The 21,708-nt window shown below is 44.1% G+C and carries 27 protein-coding genes; 13 read left to right on the top strand and 14 right to left on the bottom strand.

Going from position 1 to position 21,708, the window contains the following annotated elements:
- Positions 1–40 precede the first annotated feature (40 nt).
- Genes NHB35_RS02005 through yjgA form a run of 3 tightly spaced genes read left to right on the top strand, consistent with a single transcriptional unit; the run spans position 41 to position 1,258 of the window.
- Positions 41–346: a type II toxin-antitoxin system RelE/ParE family toxin gene (locus NHB35_RS02005; protein ID WP_353433370.1), complete on the top strand. Its 306-nt coding sequence runs from the start codon at positions 41–43 to the stop codon at positions 344–346.
- A gap of 26 nt (positions 347–372) precedes the next feature.
- Positions 373–702, top strand: a complete 330-nt coding sequence (locus NHB35_RS02000) for a helix-turn-helix domain-containing protein (RefSeq protein ID WP_353432724.1) — start codon at positions 373–375, stop codon at positions 700–702.
- Positions 703–733: 31 nt separating this feature from the next.
- Positions 734–1,258, top strand: a complete 525-nt coding sequence (yjgA, locus tag NHB35_RS01995) for a ribosome biogenesis factor YjgA (protein WP_353432723.1) — start codon at positions 734–736, stop codon at positions 1,256–1,258.
- A gap of 57 nt (positions 1,259–1,315) precedes the next feature.
- Here the strand turns inward: yjgA and NHB35_RS01990 are convergent, their stop codons facing one another.
- The 9 genes from NHB35_RS01990 to pcaD form a co-directional block, all read right to left on the bottom strand.
- Complete coding sequence (locus NHB35_RS01990; protein WP_353432722.1) at positions 1,316–1,516, bottom strand: type II toxin-antitoxin system RelE/ParE family toxin; 201 nt, start codon at positions 1,514–1,516, stop codon at positions 1,316–1,318.
- Positions 1,517–1,568: 52 nt separating this feature from the next.
- Entirely contained in the window at positions 1,569–1,796 is a 228-nt protein-coding gene (locus tag NHB35_RS01985) for a ribbon-helix-helix protein, CopG family (RefSeq protein WP_353432721.1), read from the bottom strand.
- Positions 1,797–2,075: 279 nt separating this feature from the next.
- Positions 2,076–3,161 (bottom strand): acyltransferase family protein, encoded by a 1,086-nt coding sequence (locus tag NHB35_RS01980; protein WP_353432720.1) that lies wholly within the window; start codon positions 3,159–3,161, stop codon positions 2,076–2,078.
- A gap of 75 nt (positions 3,162–3,236) precedes the next feature.
- Positions 3,237–3,767, bottom strand: coding sequence for a c-type cytochrome (locus NHB35_RS01975; protein WP_353432719.1), 531 nt, complete (start codon positions 3,765–3,767; stop codon positions 3,237–3,239).
- 86 nt (positions 3,768–3,853) lie between these two features.
- The gene (locus NHB35_RS01970) at positions 3,854–5,116 is read right to left on the bottom strand and encodes a PQQ-dependent sugar dehydrogenase (RefSeq protein WP_353432718.1); all 1,263 of its coding nucleotides are present in this window, start codon (positions 5,114–5,116) and stop codon (positions 3,854–3,856) included.
- 112 nt (positions 5,117–5,228) lie between these two features.
- Positions 5,229–7,370, bottom strand: a complete 2,142-nt coding sequence (locus tag NHB35_RS01965; protein ID WP_353432717.1) for a TonB-dependent receptor — start codon at positions 7,368–7,370, stop codon at positions 5,229–5,231.
- 111 nt (positions 7,371–7,481) lie between these two features.
- Complete coding sequence (locus NHB35_RS01960) at positions 7,482–7,667, bottom strand: hypothetical protein (RefSeq protein WP_353432716.1); 186 nt, start codon at positions 7,665–7,667, stop codon at positions 7,482–7,484.
- Between the two features lie 71 nt (positions 7,668–7,738).
- Entirely contained in the window at positions 7,739–8,317 is a 579-nt protein-coding gene (locus NHB35_RS01955; RefSeq protein WP_353432715.1) for a DUF308 domain-containing protein, read from the bottom strand.
- A gap of 44 nt (positions 8,318–8,361) precedes the next feature.
- Positions 8,362–9,177, bottom strand: coding sequence for a 3-oxoadipate enol-lactonase (pcaD, locus tag NHB35_RS01950; protein ID WP_353432714.1), 816 nt, complete (start codon positions 9,175–9,177; stop codon positions 8,362–8,364).
- Positions 9,178–9,375: 198 nt separating this feature from the next.
- On the opposite strand from pcaD, the gene NHB35_RS01945 reads away from it, so the two are divergent.
- The 7 genes from NHB35_RS01945 (at position 9,376) to cobA (ending at position 15,232) form a co-directional block, all read left to right on the top strand.
- The gene (locus tag NHB35_RS01945; protein ID WP_353432713.1) at positions 9,376–10,362 is read left to right on the top strand and encodes a tripartite tricarboxylate transporter substrate binding protein; all 987 of its coding nucleotides are present in this window, start codon (positions 9,376–9,378) and stop codon (positions 10,360–10,362) included.
- Positions 10,349–11,272, top strand: coding sequence for an amidohydrolase family protein (locus NHB35_RS01940; RefSeq protein ID WP_353432711.1), 924 nt, complete (start codon positions 10,349–10,351; stop codon positions 11,270–11,272). Before NHB35_RS01945 ends, NHB35_RS01940 begins: the two co-directional genes overlap by 14 nt.
- A gap of 30 nt (positions 11,273–11,302) precedes the next feature.
- A complete protein-coding gene (locus NHB35_RS01935; RefSeq protein ID WP_353432709.1) occupies positions 11,303–11,527 on the top strand; it encodes a hypothetical protein in 225 nt (74 codons plus the stop codon).
- 15 nt (positions 11,528–11,542) lie between these two features.
- Positions 11,543–11,914, top strand: a complete 372-nt coding sequence (locus NHB35_RS01930) for a hypothetical protein (protein ID WP_353432708.1) — start codon at positions 11,543–11,545, stop codon at positions 11,912–11,914.
- Between the two features lie 79 nt (positions 11,915–11,993).
- On the top strand, positions 11,994–13,709 hold the full coding sequence (locus NHB35_RS01925) for a nitrite/sulfite reductase (protein WP_353432707.1): 1,716 nt from the start codon (positions 11,994–11,996) through the stop codon (positions 13,707–13,709).
- Entirely contained in the window at positions 13,706–14,290 is a 585-nt protein-coding gene (locus NHB35_RS01920) for a DUF934 domain-containing protein (RefSeq protein ID WP_353432706.1), read from the top strand. The genes NHB35_RS01925 and NHB35_RS01920 overlap by 4 nt, the downstream gene beginning before the upstream one ends.
- 48 nt (positions 14,291–14,338) lie before the next feature.
- The gene (gene cobA / locus NHB35_RS01915; protein ID WP_353432705.1) at positions 14,339–15,232 is read left to right on the top strand and encodes a uroporphyrinogen-III C-methyltransferase; all 894 of its coding nucleotides are present in this window, start codon (positions 14,339–14,341) and stop codon (positions 15,230–15,232) included.
- Here cobA and NHB35_RS01910 read toward each other — a convergent pair.
- Positions 15,155–15,517, bottom strand: a complete 363-nt coding sequence (locus NHB35_RS01910) for a CbiX/SirB N-terminal domain-containing protein (protein WP_353432704.1) — start codon at positions 15,515–15,517, stop codon at positions 15,155–15,157. The genes cobA and NHB35_RS01910 overlap by 78 nt on opposite strands.
- Before the next feature lie 86 nt (positions 15,518–15,603).
- Here NHB35_RS01910 and NHB35_RS01905 point away from each other — a divergent pair, with 86 nt between their 5' ends.
- Positions 15,604–16,635 carry an ionic transporter y4hA gene (locus tag NHB35_RS01905; RefSeq protein ID WP_353432703.1) on the top strand — a complete coding sequence of 344 codons (1,032 nt, stop codon included), beginning with the start codon at positions 15,604–15,606 and terminating at the stop codon, positions 16,633–16,635.
- A gap of 273 nt (positions 16,636–16,908) precedes the next feature.
- On the opposite strand, the gene NHB35_RS01900 is transcribed toward NHB35_RS01905, so the two are convergent.
- The 4 genes from NHB35_RS01900 to NHB35_RS01885 all read right to left on the bottom strand — a co-directional run bounded on the left by NHB35_RS01900 (position 16,909) and on the right by NHB35_RS01885 (position 19,930).
- On the bottom strand, positions 16,909–17,877 hold the full coding sequence (locus tag NHB35_RS01900) for a hypothetical protein (RefSeq protein ID WP_353432702.1): 969 nt from the start codon (positions 17,875–17,877) through the stop codon (positions 16,909–16,911).
- Between the two features lie 55 nt (positions 17,878–17,932).
- Entirely contained in the window at positions 17,933–18,100 is a 168-nt protein-coding gene (locus tag NHB35_RS01895) for a hypothetical protein (RefSeq protein WP_353432701.1), read from the bottom strand.
- Between the two features lie 576 nt (positions 18,101–18,676).
- The gene (locus NHB35_RS01890) at positions 18,677–19,660 is read right to left on the bottom strand and encodes a hypothetical protein (RefSeq protein WP_353432700.1); all 984 of its coding nucleotides are present in this window, start codon (positions 19,658–19,660) and stop codon (positions 18,677–18,679) included.
- Between the two features lie 33 nt (positions 19,661–19,693).
- Positions 19,694–19,930, bottom strand: coding sequence for a helix-turn-helix domain-containing protein (locus tag NHB35_RS01885; RefSeq protein ID WP_353432699.1), 237 nt, complete (start codon positions 19,928–19,930; stop codon positions 19,694–19,696).
- Positions 19,931–20,000: 70 nt separating this feature from the next.
- Between NHB35_RS01885 and NHB35_RS01880 the strand changes: the two genes are divergently transcribed.
- Together NHB35_RS01880 and NHB35_RS01875 are read left to right on the top strand one after the other, a co-directional pair.
- Positions 20,001–20,939: a lambda-exonuclease family protein gene (locus tag NHB35_RS01880; RefSeq protein ID WP_353432698.1), complete on the top strand. Its 939-nt coding sequence runs from the start codon at positions 20,001–20,003 to the stop codon at positions 20,937–20,939.
- Between the two features lie 72 nt (positions 20,940–21,011).
- Positions 21,012–21,707: a recombinase RecT gene (locus tag NHB35_RS01875; RefSeq protein ID WP_353432697.1), complete on the top strand. Its 696-nt coding sequence runs from the start codon at positions 21,012–21,014 to the stop codon at positions 21,705–21,707.
- Position 21,708: the final 1 nt, after the last annotated feature.

The following is a 21,708-nucleotide window of genomic DNA, read 5'->3' as shown; positions in this document are numbered from 1 at the left end:
TTGTTGATTTGTTATAGAATCACTTTTGATCTAACATTAGATCATAGAGATCTACTATAAGCGCGCATTTGCTCAATTTGTAAAAAAGGCTTCAAAACCTTTGCAATTAACGATTGAGGATAGGATTAATGAGGTTTGCAACAACCCTGAGATTGGAAAACAAAAATTGGGTGACCTACAAGGCCTTTTTGTTTATAAGTTTCGCTTCAGCAATCAGGAGTATTTAATGGCTTACGAATTTGATCGCTCATCGAATGCAAACAAATTAACCTGGCTTGAATTTTGTCAAATCGGTCCCCATGAAAACTTTTACATGCAACTTAAAAGATCCATTCGACTTAAATAATTATTTTTGGCCTATTCAATAAAAAAGTGAACCCAAATATGACCCAATCAATAACTGCTGAAGATCTTTTTGCTCAAGTACAAAAAATGTCAGCAAAAGAACGAATTAAATTTTTCTCCCTAGTTGCTATAAACGCATTCAAAGAGACTGATTACACTCACGACCAAGTCTTTGGCCATCTCAAGACTGCAGCTTTTTCGGCAGAAGAAGCTGCAGAATATTTAGAGATTTCAATTCCCACATTGCGAAGATACGTACAATCCGGAAGATTAAAGCCATCAAACACAATCGGCAGAAGTCAGCTCTTCTCAAGTGCGGAACTCAAATTATTCAAATTAAAAATTAGTAAAGAGTAACTGGCGGCCAATAGCCGTCTAAAATGAAAGCATGCATCTAAATGAAAAAAACCGTACCCCCAAAGTTCTAGAGGACGAGGGGCCAAGCAAGTCTGAGCTAAAGCGTCAAATGACGGAGCGTCAGAAGTTGGCTGAGGTTTTGGCGGCTTTAAGCAGTGATGCACTAAAAACTATTCCTTTAGATGAGACCATCAAAAACGCTGTAGCAGAAACAAGCAGAATTAAAAGTTTTGAAGCGATTCGCCGTCATAAGCAATACCTGGGCAAGCTGATGCGTGCATTGGATGATGAAGAACTTGAAGCAATCCAAAAGCGACTAGATGCGATTCAGGGCGTTAGTAAAGCGGAGACAGCCAAACTCCATTTTCTCGAGAGCTATCGCGATCGTCTCATTGCTAATGATGAGACATTTACCAAAATGATTGAGCAATATCCGGATATGGATATTCAGAATATGCGCACACTTATTCGGAATGCTCGTAAAGAGAAAGAACATAATAAGCCGCCCAAGGCTTATCGAGAAATCTTTCGAGTCTTAAAGGAAATGGGCATCTAGGTCTAGCCCATGATCTCAATAAAGATGAATCAAAGTCTTATGATCTCGGCGACACCATCATCTGTAGACCTCACGACGATTCCCAATTTCGATTACCAATACTGTGACCTGCGCATCCAAGATATCACAAATAATACGCACATCTCCAACGCGATAACGCCAGTATTGACACAGTTTTGGCCCTTTTGAATTTTTACCTAAAGCATATGGATCTGAAGAGACTGCAATTCGCTCATCCATAAAATCAAGCACTCGCAATGCAATTTGCCTATCTAATTTGTTTAATTGTGTGCTCGTAGACTCGGTGTACTTAATGATCTAAGCCAAGATTTTTCCTTACCTGGGATGCATCAAGCACTTTTTCAAGACCTTTGCGCACTTGCTCCATGGTGGCATCTGCCAAATAGAAGTCTTCAAGATCATCTAGTCCGCGCTCAATGAGTTCGCGTAGATAGTATGACTTTGCTCGACCTGTTTGAGCGGCAAGACGGTCCAATCTTTGCTCAATACTAGGATCTAATCGAATTGAGACAGCCATGAATTCACCTGTAATTTAATGTTGATAGGCATATGTAATACATGTATCACAATAAATACAAGTATTTAATTAAGCTGCTATCAAGCCCTGCCGCTTAAATTACTTAATTCTTTAGCTTTTTAATCATTTACCCGAATAAAAAGACAAAGCCACCAGAAGGTGGCTTGCTGCCCAAAAAGCATTCAGAAAAATGAATGGTTACTGGGTGAGTCGTGCCTCTACTTTAAAACTAATTTACATACATTAATACTCACAAAATTTGGAGGTCTTTGAGTGGTTTCAGAGCTTCAAGCTACGAGACGGCACCTCAACCCATCGATAAAGAAAGTTTGCTGCAGCCCAACTTGCCGCGATTGACACTAACATTAATGCAATAGCCATTACACCTTCATGACGATGGCTCATACCCCAAGCTATATATAGCGTGTTCGCAAGCAAGACAAAAGAGAAGTGAATCAAGAAGGCGCAATACGATCGCTTACTTCCCCAAAGAATAGCGTTGACTATTTTGTGGATTCTACTTTCATGACCTCGTCTTTGTTTTTTGTCATGGTCTTTGTATGCCCAATCACCCCAGATAACTAGAGCAATAGCTACTGCATAAGCCAAAATATTACGTATCCAGAGTTGATGAAAACTCGATATCACAATAATGATCCCAATTGCAATGAAGAAGAGCTTGGCAATACGATTAACCAAGGGATCAGGATAGTTTTTGCAAAGCTGCGCTAGCACACCCAAACCATACGCCCCAATGAAGTAAATGAAGTAGTTCTCATATGCACCAGAGCGATTAAAAAATAGCAAAGATGAAACGCAGAGCATCGCTAAGATCCACATCAGCGAACGAAACCCGGGAAACATCGACAACATGATCGCTAAGATGGCATACAACTGCCAATCAATGGCTACATACCAAACACCAGCCGAAATCGAATCTAAGCCCAATATTCCTTGCAAGAAAAACAGATGGGCTAAAAACTGCCCCATCGTTTCAGATTCACCCACGAACTCATCCTGAACCCAAAAGCGGGCGAGCCATGCGCAGATAATCGTCACAATCAGCGCAACCACATAGGGTGCAAATAAACGGAGGTAACGATTGAAGATCGTCTTTAATACCGTTTGTGGGTTTTTTAGATTACTAGCTCGAGTCAATGATTGAGCGGCTAAGTAGCCACCCATCACCAAGAAGATTTGTACGGCATAACGACCATATTCAAACAACCAAGTCATGAAACCTGGTAGGAGTAATCTGGCATCCTCCGCAATCTGTCCATAACTAGAAAAATGGTGAAGGATGATCGTTAAGGCTGCAAAAGTCTTTAAAAAATCGATAAGAAGAAAATGGTTTTTGGATTGCAATGATTGGGGGCTTATAAAAACCAATAGAACGCTTACTAGTAGAGCAGCAATTGAATGCTCTAGAAGATAAAGACCTTATTTTAATTGAGATAAATAATGTGCAATTGCCTTTAGGTCATCATCGTTAATCCCGTATAAAGAAGCGGCCATAATCGTGTCGCGTCCAGTGGCTTGGTTATTTCGAAACTGACGCATGGCATGCAGCAAATAGTCTTCCCGCTGTCCCGCAAGACGGGGCATTTGATCTCTTCCACTGTAATCTGGCAGATGGCATGTTCCGCAGAGCGCTTCTTTTGATAGGAATTGCCCTCTTTCATAAACCGCATCATCGCGCTTACCTGGAATGGGTTTGAGCGTTTGAGATGAGTAAAACTTAGCCAACGCAATAATTTGCTTATCACTTAAGCCATCAAGCTGCCCCTTCATTGCGGGAATATTCCGAATACCCTCACGAATCATGATCAGGTTATTTTCAAGAAACACCTTAGGTTGACCAGCCAGGGAGGGGACGCCCTCCATCACTGAATTACCATCGGGACCATGACAAGCAGAGCAGACTGCTAGCTTCGCAGATATATCTTGAGCAATAGAACACGGCGCAACCATTAAGAGATACCCTCCCAATAGAAGCGCCGCTAGTTTAGTCAGTCTCACAAAAACTAAAAATCAATGTTACTTTTTGCAATTCACCATTACTTCTTACTATAAGTAATTCTGTAAATAGCGCCCATTTGTTCGTCTGTCAAAAGCATAGAACCATCAGGCATTTGCATGAAGAATGTTGGACGGCCCCAGAACGACTGATCAGCAGGATTCATAAAGCCTGTAATAAAAGGAGTGATCTTGGCGTTTTTACCATCCGCGTCCGCTTTTACAGTGACTACGTCATAGCCTGACTTCGTGTTGCGATTCCATGAGCCCTTACGCGCGATAAAAGCTACGTTCTTATACTCGGCAGGGAACATATTGCCCGTGTAGAACTTGATCCCCATTGCTGCCGCGTGAGCACCCAATAATGCAACTGGTTTGGTCACGCCTTCGCATGCGTTTGGCTTGATGACTTTGTCATCTGGCATATTGCCTTCATGACAATATGGGAAGCCAAAGTTCTCTCCATTCTTAGTCAGAATATTGAGAGTGTCGTTTGGTTTATCGTCACCCATCCAGTCGCGACCGTGATTGGTAAACCAAAGTTGCTTGGTTACAGGATGCCAGTCAAAACCTTGTGTGTTGCGTACACCAGTCGCAATGACCTCCATACCCGATCCATCTGGGTTATACCGACGAATCTGCGCATACTCTGGAGTTGGTAATTCGCAAATATTGCAAGGTGCTCCAAATGGTACGTATAACTTACCATCTGGACCAAAGCCCAAATACTTCCAGTTGTGGTGTTGCTCAGGCGGCAAATTGAACTTGGCAGTCAGGTCTACTGGCGCCACATTGGGGTTCTTAGCAATTCCGTCATAGCGCAACACTTTATCGATTGCCATTACATACAGCGAACCATTTTTGTAAGCCACGCCCGAAGGTTGCACTAATTTATCCACGACGACACGGCTAGTGCGCTCTTTGCCGTTATTGCTTACCTCATATACCCGACCAATTGCCCGCGTACCGATGTAAATTTTTCCGTTATCACCCATCGCCATTTCGCGGGCGCCAGGAATGCCAGTTGCATAGACTTCAATCTTAAAGCCCGGAGGCATCTTTAAAGTATTGAGAGGAATCTCATTGGCCGGGGTAGTCGTCATCTTGCCAGCCAATGGAGCCAATTTAGAACTAGACATATCTGCGCCCATGCCTTGCTTCCAAGCAGGTGCTGGTGCAGCAGGTGCAGAAGCATTACTAATGGTGTTTGTTGAGCAGCCTTGCAATCCGATGACTGAGGATGCTAATAAGGCCAAAGCAAATGGTGCAAGTCGATGGCGCATAGGCTCACGATGTTGTGTCATTTCAGTTTCTCCCATATTTTTTATATTTATTTATTTAGACTTTGGGGTCTATTTAAGCATTGTTTTCACTCCCATCCGAAATTTTTAGGGAAATACCCTATATTAAGGATCTCTAAAAGTTAAGGCGTGCGCCAACTGTGATCGCTTGTGGCATACCAGCTTGGTAAGCAGTTGCTTGAGAGGCGATATTAAAAGTGACATATTGGCGATTAAATAAGTTCACCACTGAGGCGAACACAGATGCCTGTGGGGTCAGTTGGTAGTTTGCCTTAAGGCCTACTACAGCATAGGCGGGAACTGGCAGAGAACCTGTTGCCATCCAAGAATTACCTACATAGCGAACGGTCGTTGTCAGGCTAGCTTGAGGAACGGGATAGTAAGTAATGCCTGCGTTAGCCATATTTCTAGGAACACCACCGACTTGAGTATTAATAGGATCCGTTGTGGCACTCCAAGTCAAGATCGTATTGGTATAGCTATACCCTCCATCCAAAGCCCATTGCGAATTGACATCTTGGTGATATTGAAACTCAATACCTCGACTTAAGAGATTTTGCTGATTGGTATAGTAATTGACATTTGTGTAAGCACCAGAAGTAGAACAACCGCCAGATTGGGGGTAAACAGGAATCCCACTCGCACTACACAAGCTATATGCAAATGCTGAATTAGCACTGGTAATCTTGTAACTAGTAATGGCATTTTGAATGTAATTATTGAAAGCAGTTAACTGAGCAAAGCCACTCTTCCATCGATAGTCCGTTCCGACTTCATAACCCGTCATAGTCTCAGGCGTGAGATTGGGGTTTGCGATGGTGTACCCCGTGGTGGAATTTCCATAACTGCGCAAAGTGTTATTCATGCTCGGCGCATGAAAGGCTTGATAGGCGGCACTTCTTAAATCCCAACCGTCATTCAGTTTATATAAAAGGCCTAATGTGGGACTCAGCTGTGTTTTGCTTTGGTTGGGAATGGACTGATATAGCGGGTTTGATCCATTACTACCAGCGTTATATAAGGTGGGAGTCTGGCTATTCCATACATCGACTCGCGCTCCTAGAGTAGCTTCAAGAGGAATCACACTTGCGCGGGATTTAATTTGTCCAAGAAGGCCGTAAAAATTTTGCTGACCCTGAGCGTAGTTCACTGAATTAATTGCCCCGCCCGACGATAGATTATTCGTTAAGTTCGATGCGGAAATATTTCTTGCATCAATACCCAAGATATATTGATCAATGCCAGCCGCTTTCAGATCATGCGTATATTGAGCAGAAGCCCCTAGGGTCGAATAGGGATCGATGTAGTTGGCGTTGATATAGGGCTTATAAGGGGCTGATGTGAGATTGTTGGCAGTCTGTTTGTAAAAGTTCGTATTTTGGTAATACACATTTACTTGAACTTTTTTATTAATATCCAAGTTTGTTGTAGAGCCCCCTGCAACATCTGCCATCTGAATGAGGTTAGGTGCAATGGCATAGTTATTACTCAAATCTGCCATCGTGCTGTAGCCCAGCCTTAAGAATGCATTAGTGTCAGCGCTAGGCTTAAAGTAGTTTTGCAAACGCACATTCGAATTCTTTACCGCATCAGTTCCCATGCCATTTTTGAGATTACTTGGCGAGCCGGGATAGATCGTGGCGTAATTCTGGAATCCTTCACTCGAAAAATAGTCAGCGGAGATCCGCATTTGCATTGCATCAGAGACGATAAGATCTTTGGAGGCTGCCACATTACCTGTCGCAAAAGATCCATAGCTGGCAGAAACATCTTGTGAACTATTTTTAGGGGTCTTCGCATTGATATTAATCACCCCACCCATGCCATAGTTACCGTAAAGACTAGAGACCCCTCCACGCACAAACTCTACCGACTCAATCGAGGACATGGGCACTAAGTTCCACTGCACAGTTCCATAAAACGCATCATTGGCTGGCAGTCCGTCAATTAATACCAATGTGCGGCCATAACCTAAGCCGCGAACGTTAATACTCTGCCCTGTCGGATCTTTTTGGTAGTAAGGTACATCATTCAGAAATACGCCTGGTACATTTTTGAGCACTTGATCAATGGTCTGATCGGGAGAAGACTCTAAAACCTCCTTCGTCAGAATCGTCGTATTAAGAGACATTTCATCTAATGGCGTCCCCGAACGAGTGGCATTCACCACCATGTCATTGAGCTTTTGATCGTAATTAGGTGGTGGTGCAATTTGCGACCAAGAATGATTCGTTTGCAAAAGCAATAGAAATGGCATTAGGAAAGATATTGCCCCTAGATTCCATCGAACTCGCTGATGAAATAATTGCCGACCCTGAAGAACCTTCAATGACATGCTGCTTGAATCTTGATTACCTGTAAAGAAGAGCTATTTTTTCTTTGGCTTGCTCTTGCCCATCAAAGAGGCTAACAAGGAGTTTACCTCCGCTAACTCTTTCTTAGACTTTGCATGTGCCTCTGCAGCCCCCGGCTTGGGAGTCTTAGCCGCATTCTTCATACGTTGAGCAGTAGTCAAGGCTAAGTTTTTATACAGATCCGTTTTTTTCATTGCCATGACTATCACTCTTTATGCCCATTGATTTGGAATTCTGAATTCTTATTTCTGTTTGCTGATTTTGGTTCGCTTTACTTCGTCAGTGACGTAGCAGCAAATCCGATGAACAATAAAGACCAGCCTTGTAGCAATAACTCAATCGCAATTAATAATCCTGGTAGCCACAAGCTAGAAGATGGGAAATTATTCATGATGAGTACACCCATCAAAATAGAAATCGCTGCTGATAGTGCAAGCCAGAACCACTCAGCAAAATGACGGTGCTGAAGCGCCGCAATGAGACGCAAGAAACCAGTGACGAAAAAGATCGCTGCGAGCCATAAAGTAATCGCCTCTAAAGCAGGAATCGGAAATACCCAAACATAGATCGCTGCGCCAATATACAAAATAGCAAAGATGAGCTGAATAGTGACACTTTTCCAGCCCGCTGATTTGAAAGCATGAATTGCCTGTAGAACGCCACCTGCAAAAAGGAAGATGCCTAAGACGTTAACTGATACCAGTGAGAATAAAACTTGGCCTGCCACGCCAATCATTCCAAGAATGATGAATAAGATGCCAATACCAATCAAAGCCCCTGGAATTTTTGCTGCGGCGCCTAATACATTAGAACGAATTTCTTTAATTTGATCTACTGATAAATCAGCCATATAAATCTTTCTATTAATAATCTAAGTAGTATGATATTCGTCAATTACAAACGATCATCTACAGAATCAACAAACTCTCGCACCGCCTTATTGAATCGAGCGGGTTGCTCAATATTCGATAAATGCGCTGCATCTTCAATAATAACCATCTGCGAGCCATCAATTAGCCTATTGAGCACAATCCCTTGATCTACAGTGCAAGCAGGATCGTGTCGTCCAGAAAGCACCAGGGTTGGTGCTTTAATCTTTAGCAGCATCGTACTTTGTGCCATATCACGTACCGCGCTACCGCAGCCGATATAGCCATCCACATTGGTTCCTAAAATCATCTGGCGTACTTTTTCAATATCTTGAGGGGCGCGCTCAATAAATGGCGCAGTAAACCAGCGCTGTATGGTTCCATCAACCAATCCAGCAAGCCCCTTTGTACGCGCAGTTTGAAAGCGATCCTCCCACAAACTGCGGGGTGGCATCTCGCTTGCTGTATTGCAAAGTGATAGTGAGTAAATTTTCTCTGGATAGCGAGCACCCAATTGCTGGCCAATCATGCCACCAATTGATAAGCCCATGAAATGCGCTTTCTCAATATTTAAGGCATCTAAGAGTCCAGCAGCATCATCTGCTAATAGCGCAATGCTATAAGGCCTAGGAACAACGCTCGACTTACCATGCCCTCTTTTGTCGTAACGAAGCACGCGATAGCGATCGGCAAATGCAGGTATATTCCAATCCCACATGCTGCCATTGGCCATCAAGCTATTGGCTACCAGCAAAACCCGACCATTTTCAGGACCGTCAAATCGATAGGCAATATCCACGCCATTCACATTGACCGTTTTTACATCTTGCAATTGAGTCATTTGTCTCTACCTGTTCGTTTCATGCATCTATGTGGCTATTGCTCACCTACAACTTACCTGTACGCATGAGTTATGTTCATCTAATGTATTTATCTATTGAAAAAGCCATGTTAGATTATCTAGTGAAATATTGCAGAACCAATAAAAACAACAATATCCAGTGCGTTAGTTCAATGCATTAACGAAAAGGGAGACTTTATGAATCAGACATTGAAAACAGGCAAATGTTTAGCAATTCTAGGGGCATGCTTCAGCCTGTGCGTGGGAGTAAGTCTTGCGAACGCTCAAAACTACCCTAACCGTACCGTCAAAATGATTGTGCCCCTGACTACAGGATCTGGGGCTGATATTGCAGGCCGGGTAGTTGCAAAGAGCCTGACTGAAACTTGGAAACAGCCCGTCATTATTGAAAATCGTCCAGGCGCAGGCGGACTCATCGGCACAGGCGTCGTGGTGAACTCAGAACCAGATGGCTATACCTTATTAGTACAGTCTGCTTCCTATGCAGCCAATCCCGCAATTTATAAAAAGCTGCCTTACGATCCACTGAAGAGTTTGATTGATGTGGCTATTCTTGGGCAAACGCCCTATGTCATGATTACTGCTGCTGATGGCCCTTATCAATCGATTCGAGACTTAGTCATCGCCGCCAAATCCAAACCTGGTGAAATTACTTTTGCATCAGCAGGCGTAGGAAGCTCCACTCACTTAGCTGCCGAATACTTTAATCAAATGATGGGCATCAAATTAGTCCATGTGCCCTACAAAGGCTCTCCAGAGGCTATTCAGGACACGATGTCTGGTCGTACCGCTTTTTATATGGCGCCACTAGATACTGCGATCGGCCAACTCAAAGGTGGCAAGGTTCGTGCCTTAGGCGTGACGAGTAAAACCCGTAATGCTGCCGTGCCCGATATCCCGAGCATCGCTGAACAAGGCTATCCAAATTTTGAGATCGGACTTTGGTTTGGTGTTTGGGCCCCTGCGGGTACACCAGCCGCTATCGTGAAAAAGATTAATACCGATATCAATCAATCGATGCAAGACCCTGAAGTCAAAAACGCTTATGAATCCAAAGGCATTAAAGCTACGCCTATGAGTCCTACTGAATTTAGTAAGTTTGTGCGCGATGAAATGAGCAAGTATCAAAAGATCGCCAAAGACGCAAATATTGAGCCGCAATAAATTGACTAGCCACTCTTCGGCTCCTTTGTGCCAAGCTCCCAATCCGGAAATACGATCACCCAAGATAGTGTTTCCGCCTGGGGCTGTTGATTGCCATGCACATGTCTGTGGTCCAGCAAGACAGTTTCCATATGCGCAAGGGCGTATCTACACGCCGCCTGATGCCACTCTTGACGCTTATCGATTGCTACTAAAGACCTTACATGTAGATCGCGCAGTGCTAGTACAACCCAGTGTTTATGGAACTGATAATCGCGCGATGTTGGGAGCACTCAACCAATACCCAAATCAATTTCGGGGGGTGGCAGTAATTTCTAGCAACCCGAATGACACAACAGATCAACAATTAGAGAGTCTTCATCAAGCTGGGGTCCGTGGTATTCGTTGCAACGTTGTGGATGTTGCCGATCCATCAGTAGGACTGCCGATTGAAAATCTTAAAGCCCTAGCGAAGAAAATTCAGCCATTTGGTTGGCATTTAGAATTACTCATGCACGTCAATGAGTATCCCAATCTCGCAAAGACATTTGAGGGTTTTCCAATAGATCTAGTATTTGGGCATTTTGGTTACAGCCATGCAAAACATGGTGTGAATGACAAAGGTTTTCAGGGGCTACTAACACTACTAAAAAATGGACAGGCTTGGGTAAAGATGACAGGGCCTTATCGTATTTGTGATGGCAATCTACCCTATACCGATATGCGGCCTTTAAATGATGCTGTGATTGAGGCTAATCCCAAAAGACTGATTTGGGGTAGCGACTGGCCCCACGTGATGGTAAAAAAGCAAATGCCCCATGATGCTGATCTTTGCGACCTCTTTGGCGACTGGGTTAAAGATCCAGTCCTCAGAAAATCCATCCTAGTAGACAACCCCTGTATCCTGTATAACTTTCCAGCATCTAATTAGATCAATACACGTCTGTAATAGAGAAATGTTATGAATACCACTTTCACCGTCATTCTTGGCATTATTGCCATGCTGCTTCCATTGTTTGTAGGTCGTCTTGTCTGGAAGCGCTTTGATACCTGGTTTGGGCGTAACGATGAAGACTATATGAATAGCCTTGACCATTTCCTCAAAAAGATCGGCTTTACGATATTGGTTGCTTTTGCATTGCTTTGGCTTGGTATGGGCCTTGTCTTTAGCGGTAATGGTGGTTAAACAAGAACACATTAGATGAATACTCAACTCAAAACAGTTCTAAGCAAAGCTAAACTCAATTTCATGATCTTGGCTAGCATCTTGGCCCTGGCAGTTGTGGGTAAATTTTCCAACCCTGAAATGACCAATGCTATTTTTGTTACAGCTGATCAGTTGGTCTCAGATCTTTACTTAGTATTTATTGCAATCACCTTGGGCGCTTTCGTGCCTAACTTTAAATTAGTCACCTTTGGCTCCATAGGCGCTTTTGTTGCAGCAGCGGTGTTGTTACAACTCGGCGTTTTTCAGCACTTCACTATTGAACATTTGTTTGCAATCCTCATCGTAATTCTTGGGTTTGCCTCAATCGCCAATCTCTACAGGCACTATCGTGAATATGGCCTATAAATCTATATAGCCAATAGTTATATAAGACAGATTTTTCAGTATTTGATGGAATATTGAAAATCCGTGACAATTGCGGTCTATGTATAAATACGACCACATTGACCAAACCCTTGTAAATCAACGGGTTGCACAATTTAGAGATCAGGTTGCGAGGCGCTTGGACGGCAGTCTTGCTGAAGAAGAGTTTCGCCCACTGCGATTACAAAATGGCCTGTATCACCAGCGCCATGCTTATATGTTGCGCGTTGCTATTCCCTATGGATTGTTTAACTCTAAACAGTTACGCACGATGGCGCACATTGCTGAGAAGTATGACCGGGGCTATGGTCACTTCACTACCCGCCAGAACATTCAGTACAACTGGGTCACTTTAGAAGATACTCCCGATATTTTGGCTGAACTTGCCAAAGTTGAAATGCATGCCATTCAAACTTCAGGTAACTGCATACGCAATATCACAAGTGATGCATTTGCGGGTGTTGCTGGCGACGAATACGTAGATCCACGTCCCGTATGTGAACTATTGCGTCAGTGGTCAACACTCCATCCTGAGTTTGCTCACTTGCCACGCAAATTTAAATTTGCAATCAATGGCGCTAAAGAAGATCGCACTATTCTACTTTGCCATGATGTTGGCATTGAACTCAAGAAAAATACTAGTGGCGAATTAATTGCTGACATTTATGCTGGCGGCGGCATGGGTCGTACGCCAATTTTGGGATCACTCATCAAGCAAGCATTGCCTTGGCAATTACTACCAAGCTATCTCACTGCTCTACTGCGCGTCTATAACCGCTTCGGTCGCAGAGACAATCTTTATAAGGCTCGTATCAAGATTTTGGTCAAAGCCTTAAGTCCTGAAGAGTTCGCCCGCCAAGTTGAGGGTGAATGGCTACACATTAAAGATGGCGATGACAATTTCACGCAAGCGGAATGGGATCGTGTAGCGAAGCATTTCACGAAACCAGCTTACAAGAGCTTGCAAAAGTTGACTAATGAGCAAGTCATCAGTCTTGCCAAAGATGAGGATAAGGCAGCGTTTGCGAGATGGTTAGAGCGTAACATTAAACCCCATCAAGTTCCAGGTTATGCCAGCGTCGTGCTATCACTCAAGCCACATGGTTCAGTTGCTCCTGGTGATGCCACTACGGCACAAATGTTAGCTATCGCAGATTTGGCAGATCAATATAGTTTTGGTGAATTGCGCGCAACCCATGAACAAAATTTAGTTTTAGCTGATGTTGAGCAATCCAAGCTTTATGAACTTTGGCAAGAGGCGAAAAAACAAAAAGTGGCGTTACCGAACGTTGGCCTACTCACTGACATCATCGCTTGCCCTGGTGGTGACTTCTGCTCCCTAGCCAATGCCAAATCTCTCCCAATTGCCAAGGCAATTCAGGAGCGTTTTGATGATCTTGATTACTTATTTGACCTAGGCGATATCTCCTTAAATATCTCAGGTTGTATTAACTCTTGCGGCCACCACCACGTCGGCAATATTGGCGTATTAGGTGTCGATAAAGACGGTGAAGAGTGGTATCAAATTACTCTAGGTGGCGAGCAGGGCAATGATGCTGCGATTGGCAAAGTGATCGGACCTTCTTTCTACGCAGATGAAATCCCCGATGTCATGACGAACATCATCAATGCCTATGTTGAGCAACGTGCTGATGGCGAGGCATTTATTCAGACATATAACCGCTTGGGTGTCGCGCCCTTTAAAGAGGCGGCATATAAGAATGCCAAAAAGAAAGAGAAAGCGGATAGCAAAGTCACTGGGGAGGACGCATCATGAGTCTGACGAATGCAAATTCTTCCAATGCGATTGCTGCTCATGAGCACGTCTTACATTTTCCAAAAGATGGCAAACCCAGCTTAACCCCTAATGAATGGCTTATCTGGAGCGGTAGTCAGGATGAGGGCGGCCTACCTGATTTAGAGCATGGCAAGGCCAAAGTGCTGGTGCCATTTAAATGGTGGATCAGTCATCACGAAGAGGCAGATATTCAGGCAAAGACCAAAGGGGGACAGATTGGTATTTGGTTTGCGGCCGATGATGACATTCTGAAGCATGTAGAGCTAATCAATGAAGGCAAAAAAGTGTGGCCTCTAGTGGCAGCACATTTCCCTATCTTTCGAGATGGCAGAAGCTTTAGTACCGCAGCCCTATTGCGTGATCGCTTTGCATGGACTGGTGAAATTCGTGCGATTGGGGATGTGCTAATTGACCAACTCTTGCAAGGTGCTCGCGTAGGTTTTGATAGCTTTGCACTGCGCCCTGATCAGAACCTCGATGTCGCCTTAAAGCAATTTGATTTGTACTCTGTGACCACCCAAAATAGTTGGCGTGATAAACGAGCAAGCTTAAGTATTTAAAATCAAACACGCTTTAATCCACCCACTTCCCTATCTACCCACCAACTCATGACCCAGCAAAATCATTTAGAAAAAAATGCACTTGGTAAAGTGTATTTAGTAGGGGCTGGTCCTGGCGCTGTTGATTTAATTACTGTTCGAGGCGCAAAGTTACTCGCTCAAGCTGATATCGTATTTTATGATGCGCTTGTTGATACGCAAATGCTTGCGCTATGCCCACAAGCAGAAAAGATTGCTGTAGGCAAGCGTTGCGGAAAACTGTCCTCCGCACAACACTTTATTAATAAGCGGTTAGTTGATGCCGCTCACAAATTTCAAGTGATCGTCCGCTTAAAAGGGGGCGACCCTATGCTCTTTGGTAGAGCCGATGAAGAGATTCAGGCATTAAAAGATAATGGCATCGCTGTTGAAGTAGTACCCGGTGTTACCGCCGCACTGGCTGGCGCTGCGAGCTTGCAACAATCACTCACTTTGCGCGGCGTCTCCCGTAGTGTTGCTTTTGTGACTTTGGCACAAGCAGCCGAAGGCGATCAATCAAAGCAAGCTCAGCAGACTGTGGCTTTGCAACCCATGAACAACCCTTGTGCCGATACTTTGGTCTATTACATGGGTCGCAAAGATGCCACCAAGATCGCCCAGCAATTAATTGATAACGGCGCTAATTTGGTAAATTGCATTCATAACCCCAATACGCCAGTACACATCTTAGAGGCGGTAAGCACCCCTCGTGAGCGCCAATGGAGCAGTACGCTTGGCGAGCTTGCCACAGGTAAAGCAGATCAATGGTTTGATAGCCACTTGCCAGCACTCATCATGGTAGGTGAAGCCTTGAGAAACGAAACAAGCCAAACAAAAACGACTAACTCACAAAGCTCTAGCCCCAAAATCGATGATCGCCTGCAAAACACTCAGATCCTCGCCAACGGCACCGGTCGCATTTAAGACAATCTGCGGATACTGTTCTTGACAACTAGATAGTAGCGCCGGGAAGTCATTGCGTAGGTGCCCACCTTGACCAAAAAATACTGGCACTACCGTAATGTGGGTAACGCCCCGCCCTACTAATGAGGCCACCGCCTCTGGCAAGCTTGGTTGCATCATTTCTAGAAAGGCGAGCTCTATCAAAACATCTGGGTGCTGCGCACGCCAAAGATCGGCTAAGCGATCAAAAGGCTCGCGCCAACGGGAATCACGAGCACCATGGCCAAACAGAATAATCGCTTTCATATGCAGTAAATTTTCCAAAGCCTAGCAAATCATCGCATAATCATACTCATATTTATCCCATTTTTATCCCATTATTTGATAAGCCTATGCTGGAATCTGTACACCAACTTGCAAACCAATCTTGGTTCATTGCCATCATGGCAGCCCTACTGATTGGTGGCGTACTGTCGGCAGTTCACCATGCTGAAGTCATCGCCCACAAAACCGGTGAACCGTATGGCGCATTAGTCCTTGCGATTAGCGTCACCATTATTGAGGTATCCCTGATTATCTCGATGATGCTCTCAGGTCATGAAGGCTCACAATTTATTGCGCGTGATGCCGTGTTTGCCACCGTCATGATTGTGATTAATGGCGTGATTGGTTTATGTATTTTTATCGGCGGCCTACACCATCACGAAATGGGCTTTCGCAATGAAGGCACCAACTCTGCCCTAGCAGTACTCACCGCATTAGCTACTTTCATTTTGGTCATGCCCATTGTCACCGTGAGCACTCCTGGGCCAGACTTTACCAAGAGCCAGTTGGCATTTGCTGGCATTGCTTCTTTTGCGCTGTATGCTGCTTTCTTATTTTTTCAGACAGTGAGTCATCGAGACTATTACTTACCTAAGAATGAAGAACAAAAAAAGGATAGTAATGCCCATGCAGAAAAACCGAGCAATCTCAAAACAGCGGTTAGCGTAGTTCTATTAATTACCTCCCTGATTGTGGTGGTTGGTCTTGCCGAATTGCTCAGCCCAGCCATTGAAGCGGGCGTTAAAGCCGCTGGGGCGCCCAAAACGATTGTGGGTATTGCCATTGCCATGTTAGTCCTCATGCCTGAAGGCTACGCCGCCGTGCGCGCAGCCAAAGCCAATCGTCTGCAAAGTAGTTTGAACTTAGCTCTGGGATCAGCGCTAGCAAGTATTGGTTTATCGATCCCCACAATTGCGGCGATTGCCATTTTCTTTAACCTTCCATTAAGCCTAGGTATTAGCGACCTAAATATGACGCTCATGTACCTTACCTTCTTTATTGGGGCATTAACACTAACGATTGGCAGAACCACCCTATTGCAAGGCGTGGTGCATCTGATCATCTTCTTTGAGTATTTGTTTTTAAGTTTGGTGCCTTAAAACACATTCCCAATTCCTTGCTTCCACTTTCAGAGCATCGCCGCATTTGAGCGGCATGCCTCGCCTCTTGCAAGCTCCAGGCCATTAATCACCTAGGGCTTGCAAACTCTGTTCACAAATTGTTAAAGAACCGCAATGCTTCGCAGTAGCAAAGCATGCAAACAACTAACTGCGTTTACAACATACAAGGCCAAAAAAAACGATCAAAAAATCATGTTCAAGTTGCTTTTTTACTGACTGGCGTATTGAGTAAGCGCTTGAATACAAAGGACTTTATGCCATTTCGTTTTTTATAAACACCTCCTGATTGGCAGCGCTCACACTAGCTATGGCTTTGGCATTGCAATTGCCATACACCTGACTTTTACGAATACGCACAATCCGATCCAATAGCGAGTGCACGTGATTGCGCTCTTTGAGCACAATCTGATCATCACGCTCTAGGCGCCGCATCTCAGTTTTTTGCAAAAAGAACCAACTCTCCATCCACACCCGTATCGTTGGCTTAAATTGCTCAAAGTTAGCCACATAAAATAAATGGGTAGCAAACTGATCTAACCATTTGAGGAGCACTTCAGGCTTTTGCTGCCAAGCCAGATTTAAGCCTTGGTCTAATCCATTGACGACCGTAGTTGAGCCCGGTTGAATCTGCTGCAAATACGCACTAAGCGCCCGAAAGAGATTTTGATATTGCGCCCAGACCATCTGAAAGTTGCCAATGCCTTTTGCGTTCTCTTGCAAATGTCGGTATAGCAGTAACAGCTCGCTGGCATGGGTAGCATCGCGCTTGGCAATTTTGTGTTTGAGATTCGTTAAAAACGCTGGAGCGCGGGCAATATAGCGCTCATCTAAACCCAACATATCGGCTACCATCGGCGCTGTAATGCGCTCGAGAATTTTTTCGCGCTCATAGACCCCACGTTTTTCATGACGCGTGATGCGCCACAGCCCTTCGGCATACTCTCGCACCAATTGCGCTTCAACGTAATTTGCTGGAGCAAGGGCCCTCTCTACCTCCCGAATATGCCGTCGATACAGCCTTTCATCCTCAAAGGGTAGAACTGAACTTTTGGCGCTTGCCCCATCTTTCAGCGCATTCCAGCGCGAGCGATTTTTGCCGGCAATACTTTTCGGGCCCGTTTGGCTATGGGCTTTGACCCCATCGACTGCTGGTGCACCGCTGTTTGCGCTTACTTTCGTCTTTGCTTTTGTGCTCACTTCTGTACTATTGTTTGCTGCCATATCTACTCCTTTTTCCCGTTTAGGGATCAATTAATTGGTCATGCCTTAACCCACTTCATATTGAAGAGGTCCAAAGCGCTTGTACGATTGCCAGCGTATTGGCTATTGCAGCCAGGCTTGCGCTATTGAAATTGACTTGCAACTCACCCTCATGAACTAGCAAAAAGCCATTAGCGAAGGTATGCGCAATCTCGATTCCAATTGCAATAGGATTGGCTACCACAAACCATTACGACTGGTACTACTGTGTTTTTTCGTTTATCAGAAACGACACTGGGCTATCACACATTTGCAAAGCCGTCCGCTTGCAAACATTTACCTCTTGTCAGGTAAAACCACCATGTCCGGTGGGCTTTACTGCCCGCTCATGTCCGAGCGATTTACTGCCCCTTGAGTTGTCAAGGGTGCTCACCGTTTTGTCGGTGGATATTGCAATGGTTTTTATTTTGCAACTTGTTACAAGGAACAATAGATTGTGTGCCTATTGCTTTGATTTTCTGTTTTTAAATGGACTGTCTGCCACTCAAATACCACCAACAGAAAATAATTGATGCTCTTGTAAAAAGCGAACCACAATTCAATTTTACTGGCTTTTAAAAAAATTGCAAAGCTCAAGCGCCTAAAAAAATTATCAGCATTACAAAGCGGGTGTTGATTTAGGTAAACACACCAACAGATCTTTTGGTGTGTTGGATAAGCTCTTCTTAGAAGTCTTTTTTGCAAAACTTCATACGAAACAAGAACGCTTTTAAATTGGCAGAAGGCAAGAAATAACCAGATCTTGCCCTCTTGTAGAGCGCTAGGGCGTGAATCGCGTTACCTGGGTCATGTATTTGCCATGATCGGCACAAATCCGGTTAAAAGCTACGCCAGATAAGGAAGTAGGAGCGCCAATGGCGCGCATAGGACCAGCACTTTTTCCTAGCGGGTAAAGATGATCCACTTTCTCGCTACAGCTCGCCCTATAGAGATAATTTTGCCTAGGGGAGAGATTTTTATCTAAAAAATAACTAGAAATGCGCATTTCCCGCACATTCTTTTTAGCATCGATCACGATGTATTCGTTATTCACTACTTCATAAAACAGTTCGCTAGGACGATTTTTTGCCTCTGGCAATTTCTTCACTGCGCCATCACCAAGAGAGCTTGTAGATTCAGAGGAGCCCGCTTTTTTAGAGGGTGAAGACACTTCTTGATCCTGAAATAAAAAATAATTGCGAATGGTATCCATCGGAAACTTTCTGCCGCAAACTCTGTTTTCAATAAAGGCGATAGCTGTTTTAGGTTTGACCTTTCTCCAGCAGTCAATGGTGACTTTTATGATTGCACTTTGAGCCTCTGCAGGCGCTTCGCTTAAATCACAACTACCATCTATCAGACTCTCAGATGAATGAAAATTCGTAAAACAATCGATCTTTTGTAGATAGGGGCCGTATATTTTGGAGTTAAATGGAGGATTTTTCAAACTAGGATCATTCACTTGCTCTTGCGCAGGACCGCCGGGTACAGCCTTTTGGTCGATCGATAAATTGGTGTTTGTAGCCACAGATTTGGGGACCCAGTAAGACCAAAAAAGAATCATTCCTTCATCATCTTTTGAGAGTGTTGAGGGGTCGTAGTACCAATCCTTACTTGAAGATTGAGCCAAAACAATCCAATTGCCCTGCGAATATGCATTTGCATCTTGATAGGGCTCAATTTTTTTCTGCGTTTGAACTAGTGGCAAAGGGGTGCAACCAAACACCGCAATCAAAAAGATTAGTGGTATGAATTTAATTCTCATTGTGGTCAGTCTTTATAGGAAACTTAATTAGCGTCATTTGTGGCGCCACCTCACCCCTGCCCCACTCTCAGGTGTGCCGATGAATTCAACCCCCGCCCTTTCAAAAACCTTCTGAATAGTCTCCAAAGTTTTTGCTTGCGCGCTTGGTACACCCTCAAGGACCTCCAAACGCATCAGGGTCGAAAAACCCAAACCGGTCTTCTCAGCCAAGTCTTTGCCACTCCATCTCAGTAGAGCTCGCGCGGCACGTATTTGATCACTTGTAATCAAGTTATATTTGCTATATTATTAGTAATAATTACTAATTAACTAGTAATTTATATTATATAAAGGACAAAAAATGCTTATTAATCAAGATTTTAGCGTAGATCGCACTAAATATATAGGTGGCTCCGATATTGGGGCCATTTTGGGTCTTTCCCGCTTTAAGACCCCGTTGGAGGTCTGGATGGAAAAGACAGGGAAAGAAGCTAAGAAGGCAGACTCATTGCCACTGCGCTTTGGTAACTTTGCTGAAAGTTTTGTGGCTAACGAGTATTCACGCGCAACGGGTTTTGAGCTTCTTCATGATGAATCCGCGCATATCCACCCTCACCACTCATTTATGAGCGCACATATTGATCGCTTTGTATTAAGTGCCGATCAAGATAAATCTCCTACCCGAATCCTAGAGTGCAAAACAGCTAGCCCATTTACCTCTAGCGACTGGGGCGAAGTAGGTTCTGATGAGGTACCAATGAGTTACCTATGTCAATGCGTTTGGTATATGGCTATTACCAATCTTGCTAGAGTGGATCTAGCAGTGCTCTTTGGTAATAGTGACTTTCGGATCTATGAGATCACCAGGGATAAAGACTTAGAAAAGCTGATTATTGCCAAGGCAATGCACTTTTGGAATGAGCATGTTCTTAAAGACATACCACCTCCCCCGCAAAGTGAAGCTGACTGCCAAACGCTCTTTAGCAAAGGAGATTCCAGTATGAGTGTTGACGCCAAGGAAGAAACCCTAGAGCTTGCCAAGAGACTGCAGATCCTTAATGGTGAGATTGAAGTTCGAGAAGAAGAGATTTCTTCTATTAAGCAAAACATCATGAACCAGATGGGGAAAGCAGAAACACTTACCTACCAAGGAAAGGTTCTGGCTACTTGGAAAGCACCAAAACCCTCATTTAGATTAGATAGCAAACGCCTAGAACTAGAGCATCCGCAGATTACTAGCGCCTACAAGATCCCGGTTCAGAACAGTCGGCGCTTGGTGGTGAAGTCGATTAATGGTTAAGTCAATAAGCAATTGAGCAATGAAGTGATGAAGTCATTAAACCAGCAAAATGAAAGAATGGGGGGATCTAAGATGAAAACTGCTAGTAGCAAAGTGAGTGCCAATAGATCTGGTAAACGTAGCCATGCCTTAAAAGAGCTGCTGGAAAAGCAAGAAACTAATCTACTTGAGATCAAAGAGGATCTGCCATTTGAGGCTGATAGCCAAACTGGCAATATACGAACTGTTCAGTTTGGTAGTGATAAGCCAGCCTCACCGAAAGAGCCTAAATCAAATTTATCAGAGGCTATTGGCATCTTTCATGAACTCATTGCCAAAGAGATTGCTGGTGCAGCATCTCATTTAGAGATTAGTGAGGCAGAGCTCAAAGCTTGGGTTGATTTGCAGATTGAAGTGCCGGCTAGGACTATTTTGTCATTACTACGGACTATGCAGCACTGGTATTTAGATCCCTTAAAAGATGAAATAGGCTTTACCCAATATGAGGATGGTCATTGGCAAGTCTTTATTAGTATTGATGGGTGTTCTAGGTTACTCAATGAACATCATCAATTTAATGGCCTGGTATTTAATCAAGCAGATACCCTAGTAGAAGGAGTGCCTGAATGGATAGAGTGCTCTATTTATAGAAGAGATCGATTAATGCCTATTACTGTTAGGGAGTACTTTGTAGAAGTACGCAATAGCCATGAGCTATGGCAAAAGATGCCTAGAAGGATGCTACGGCATAGGGCATTACAGCAGTGTGTGAGGTTGGCGATTAGGTAGG

The organism is Polynucleobacter sp. MWH-UH23A (assembly GCF_040409805.1).
Lineage (GTDB): Bacteria > Pseudomonadota > Gammaproteobacteria > Burkholderiales > Burkholderiaceae > Polynucleobacter.
This window is presented reverse-complemented; position numbering and strand designations above follow the sequence as displayed.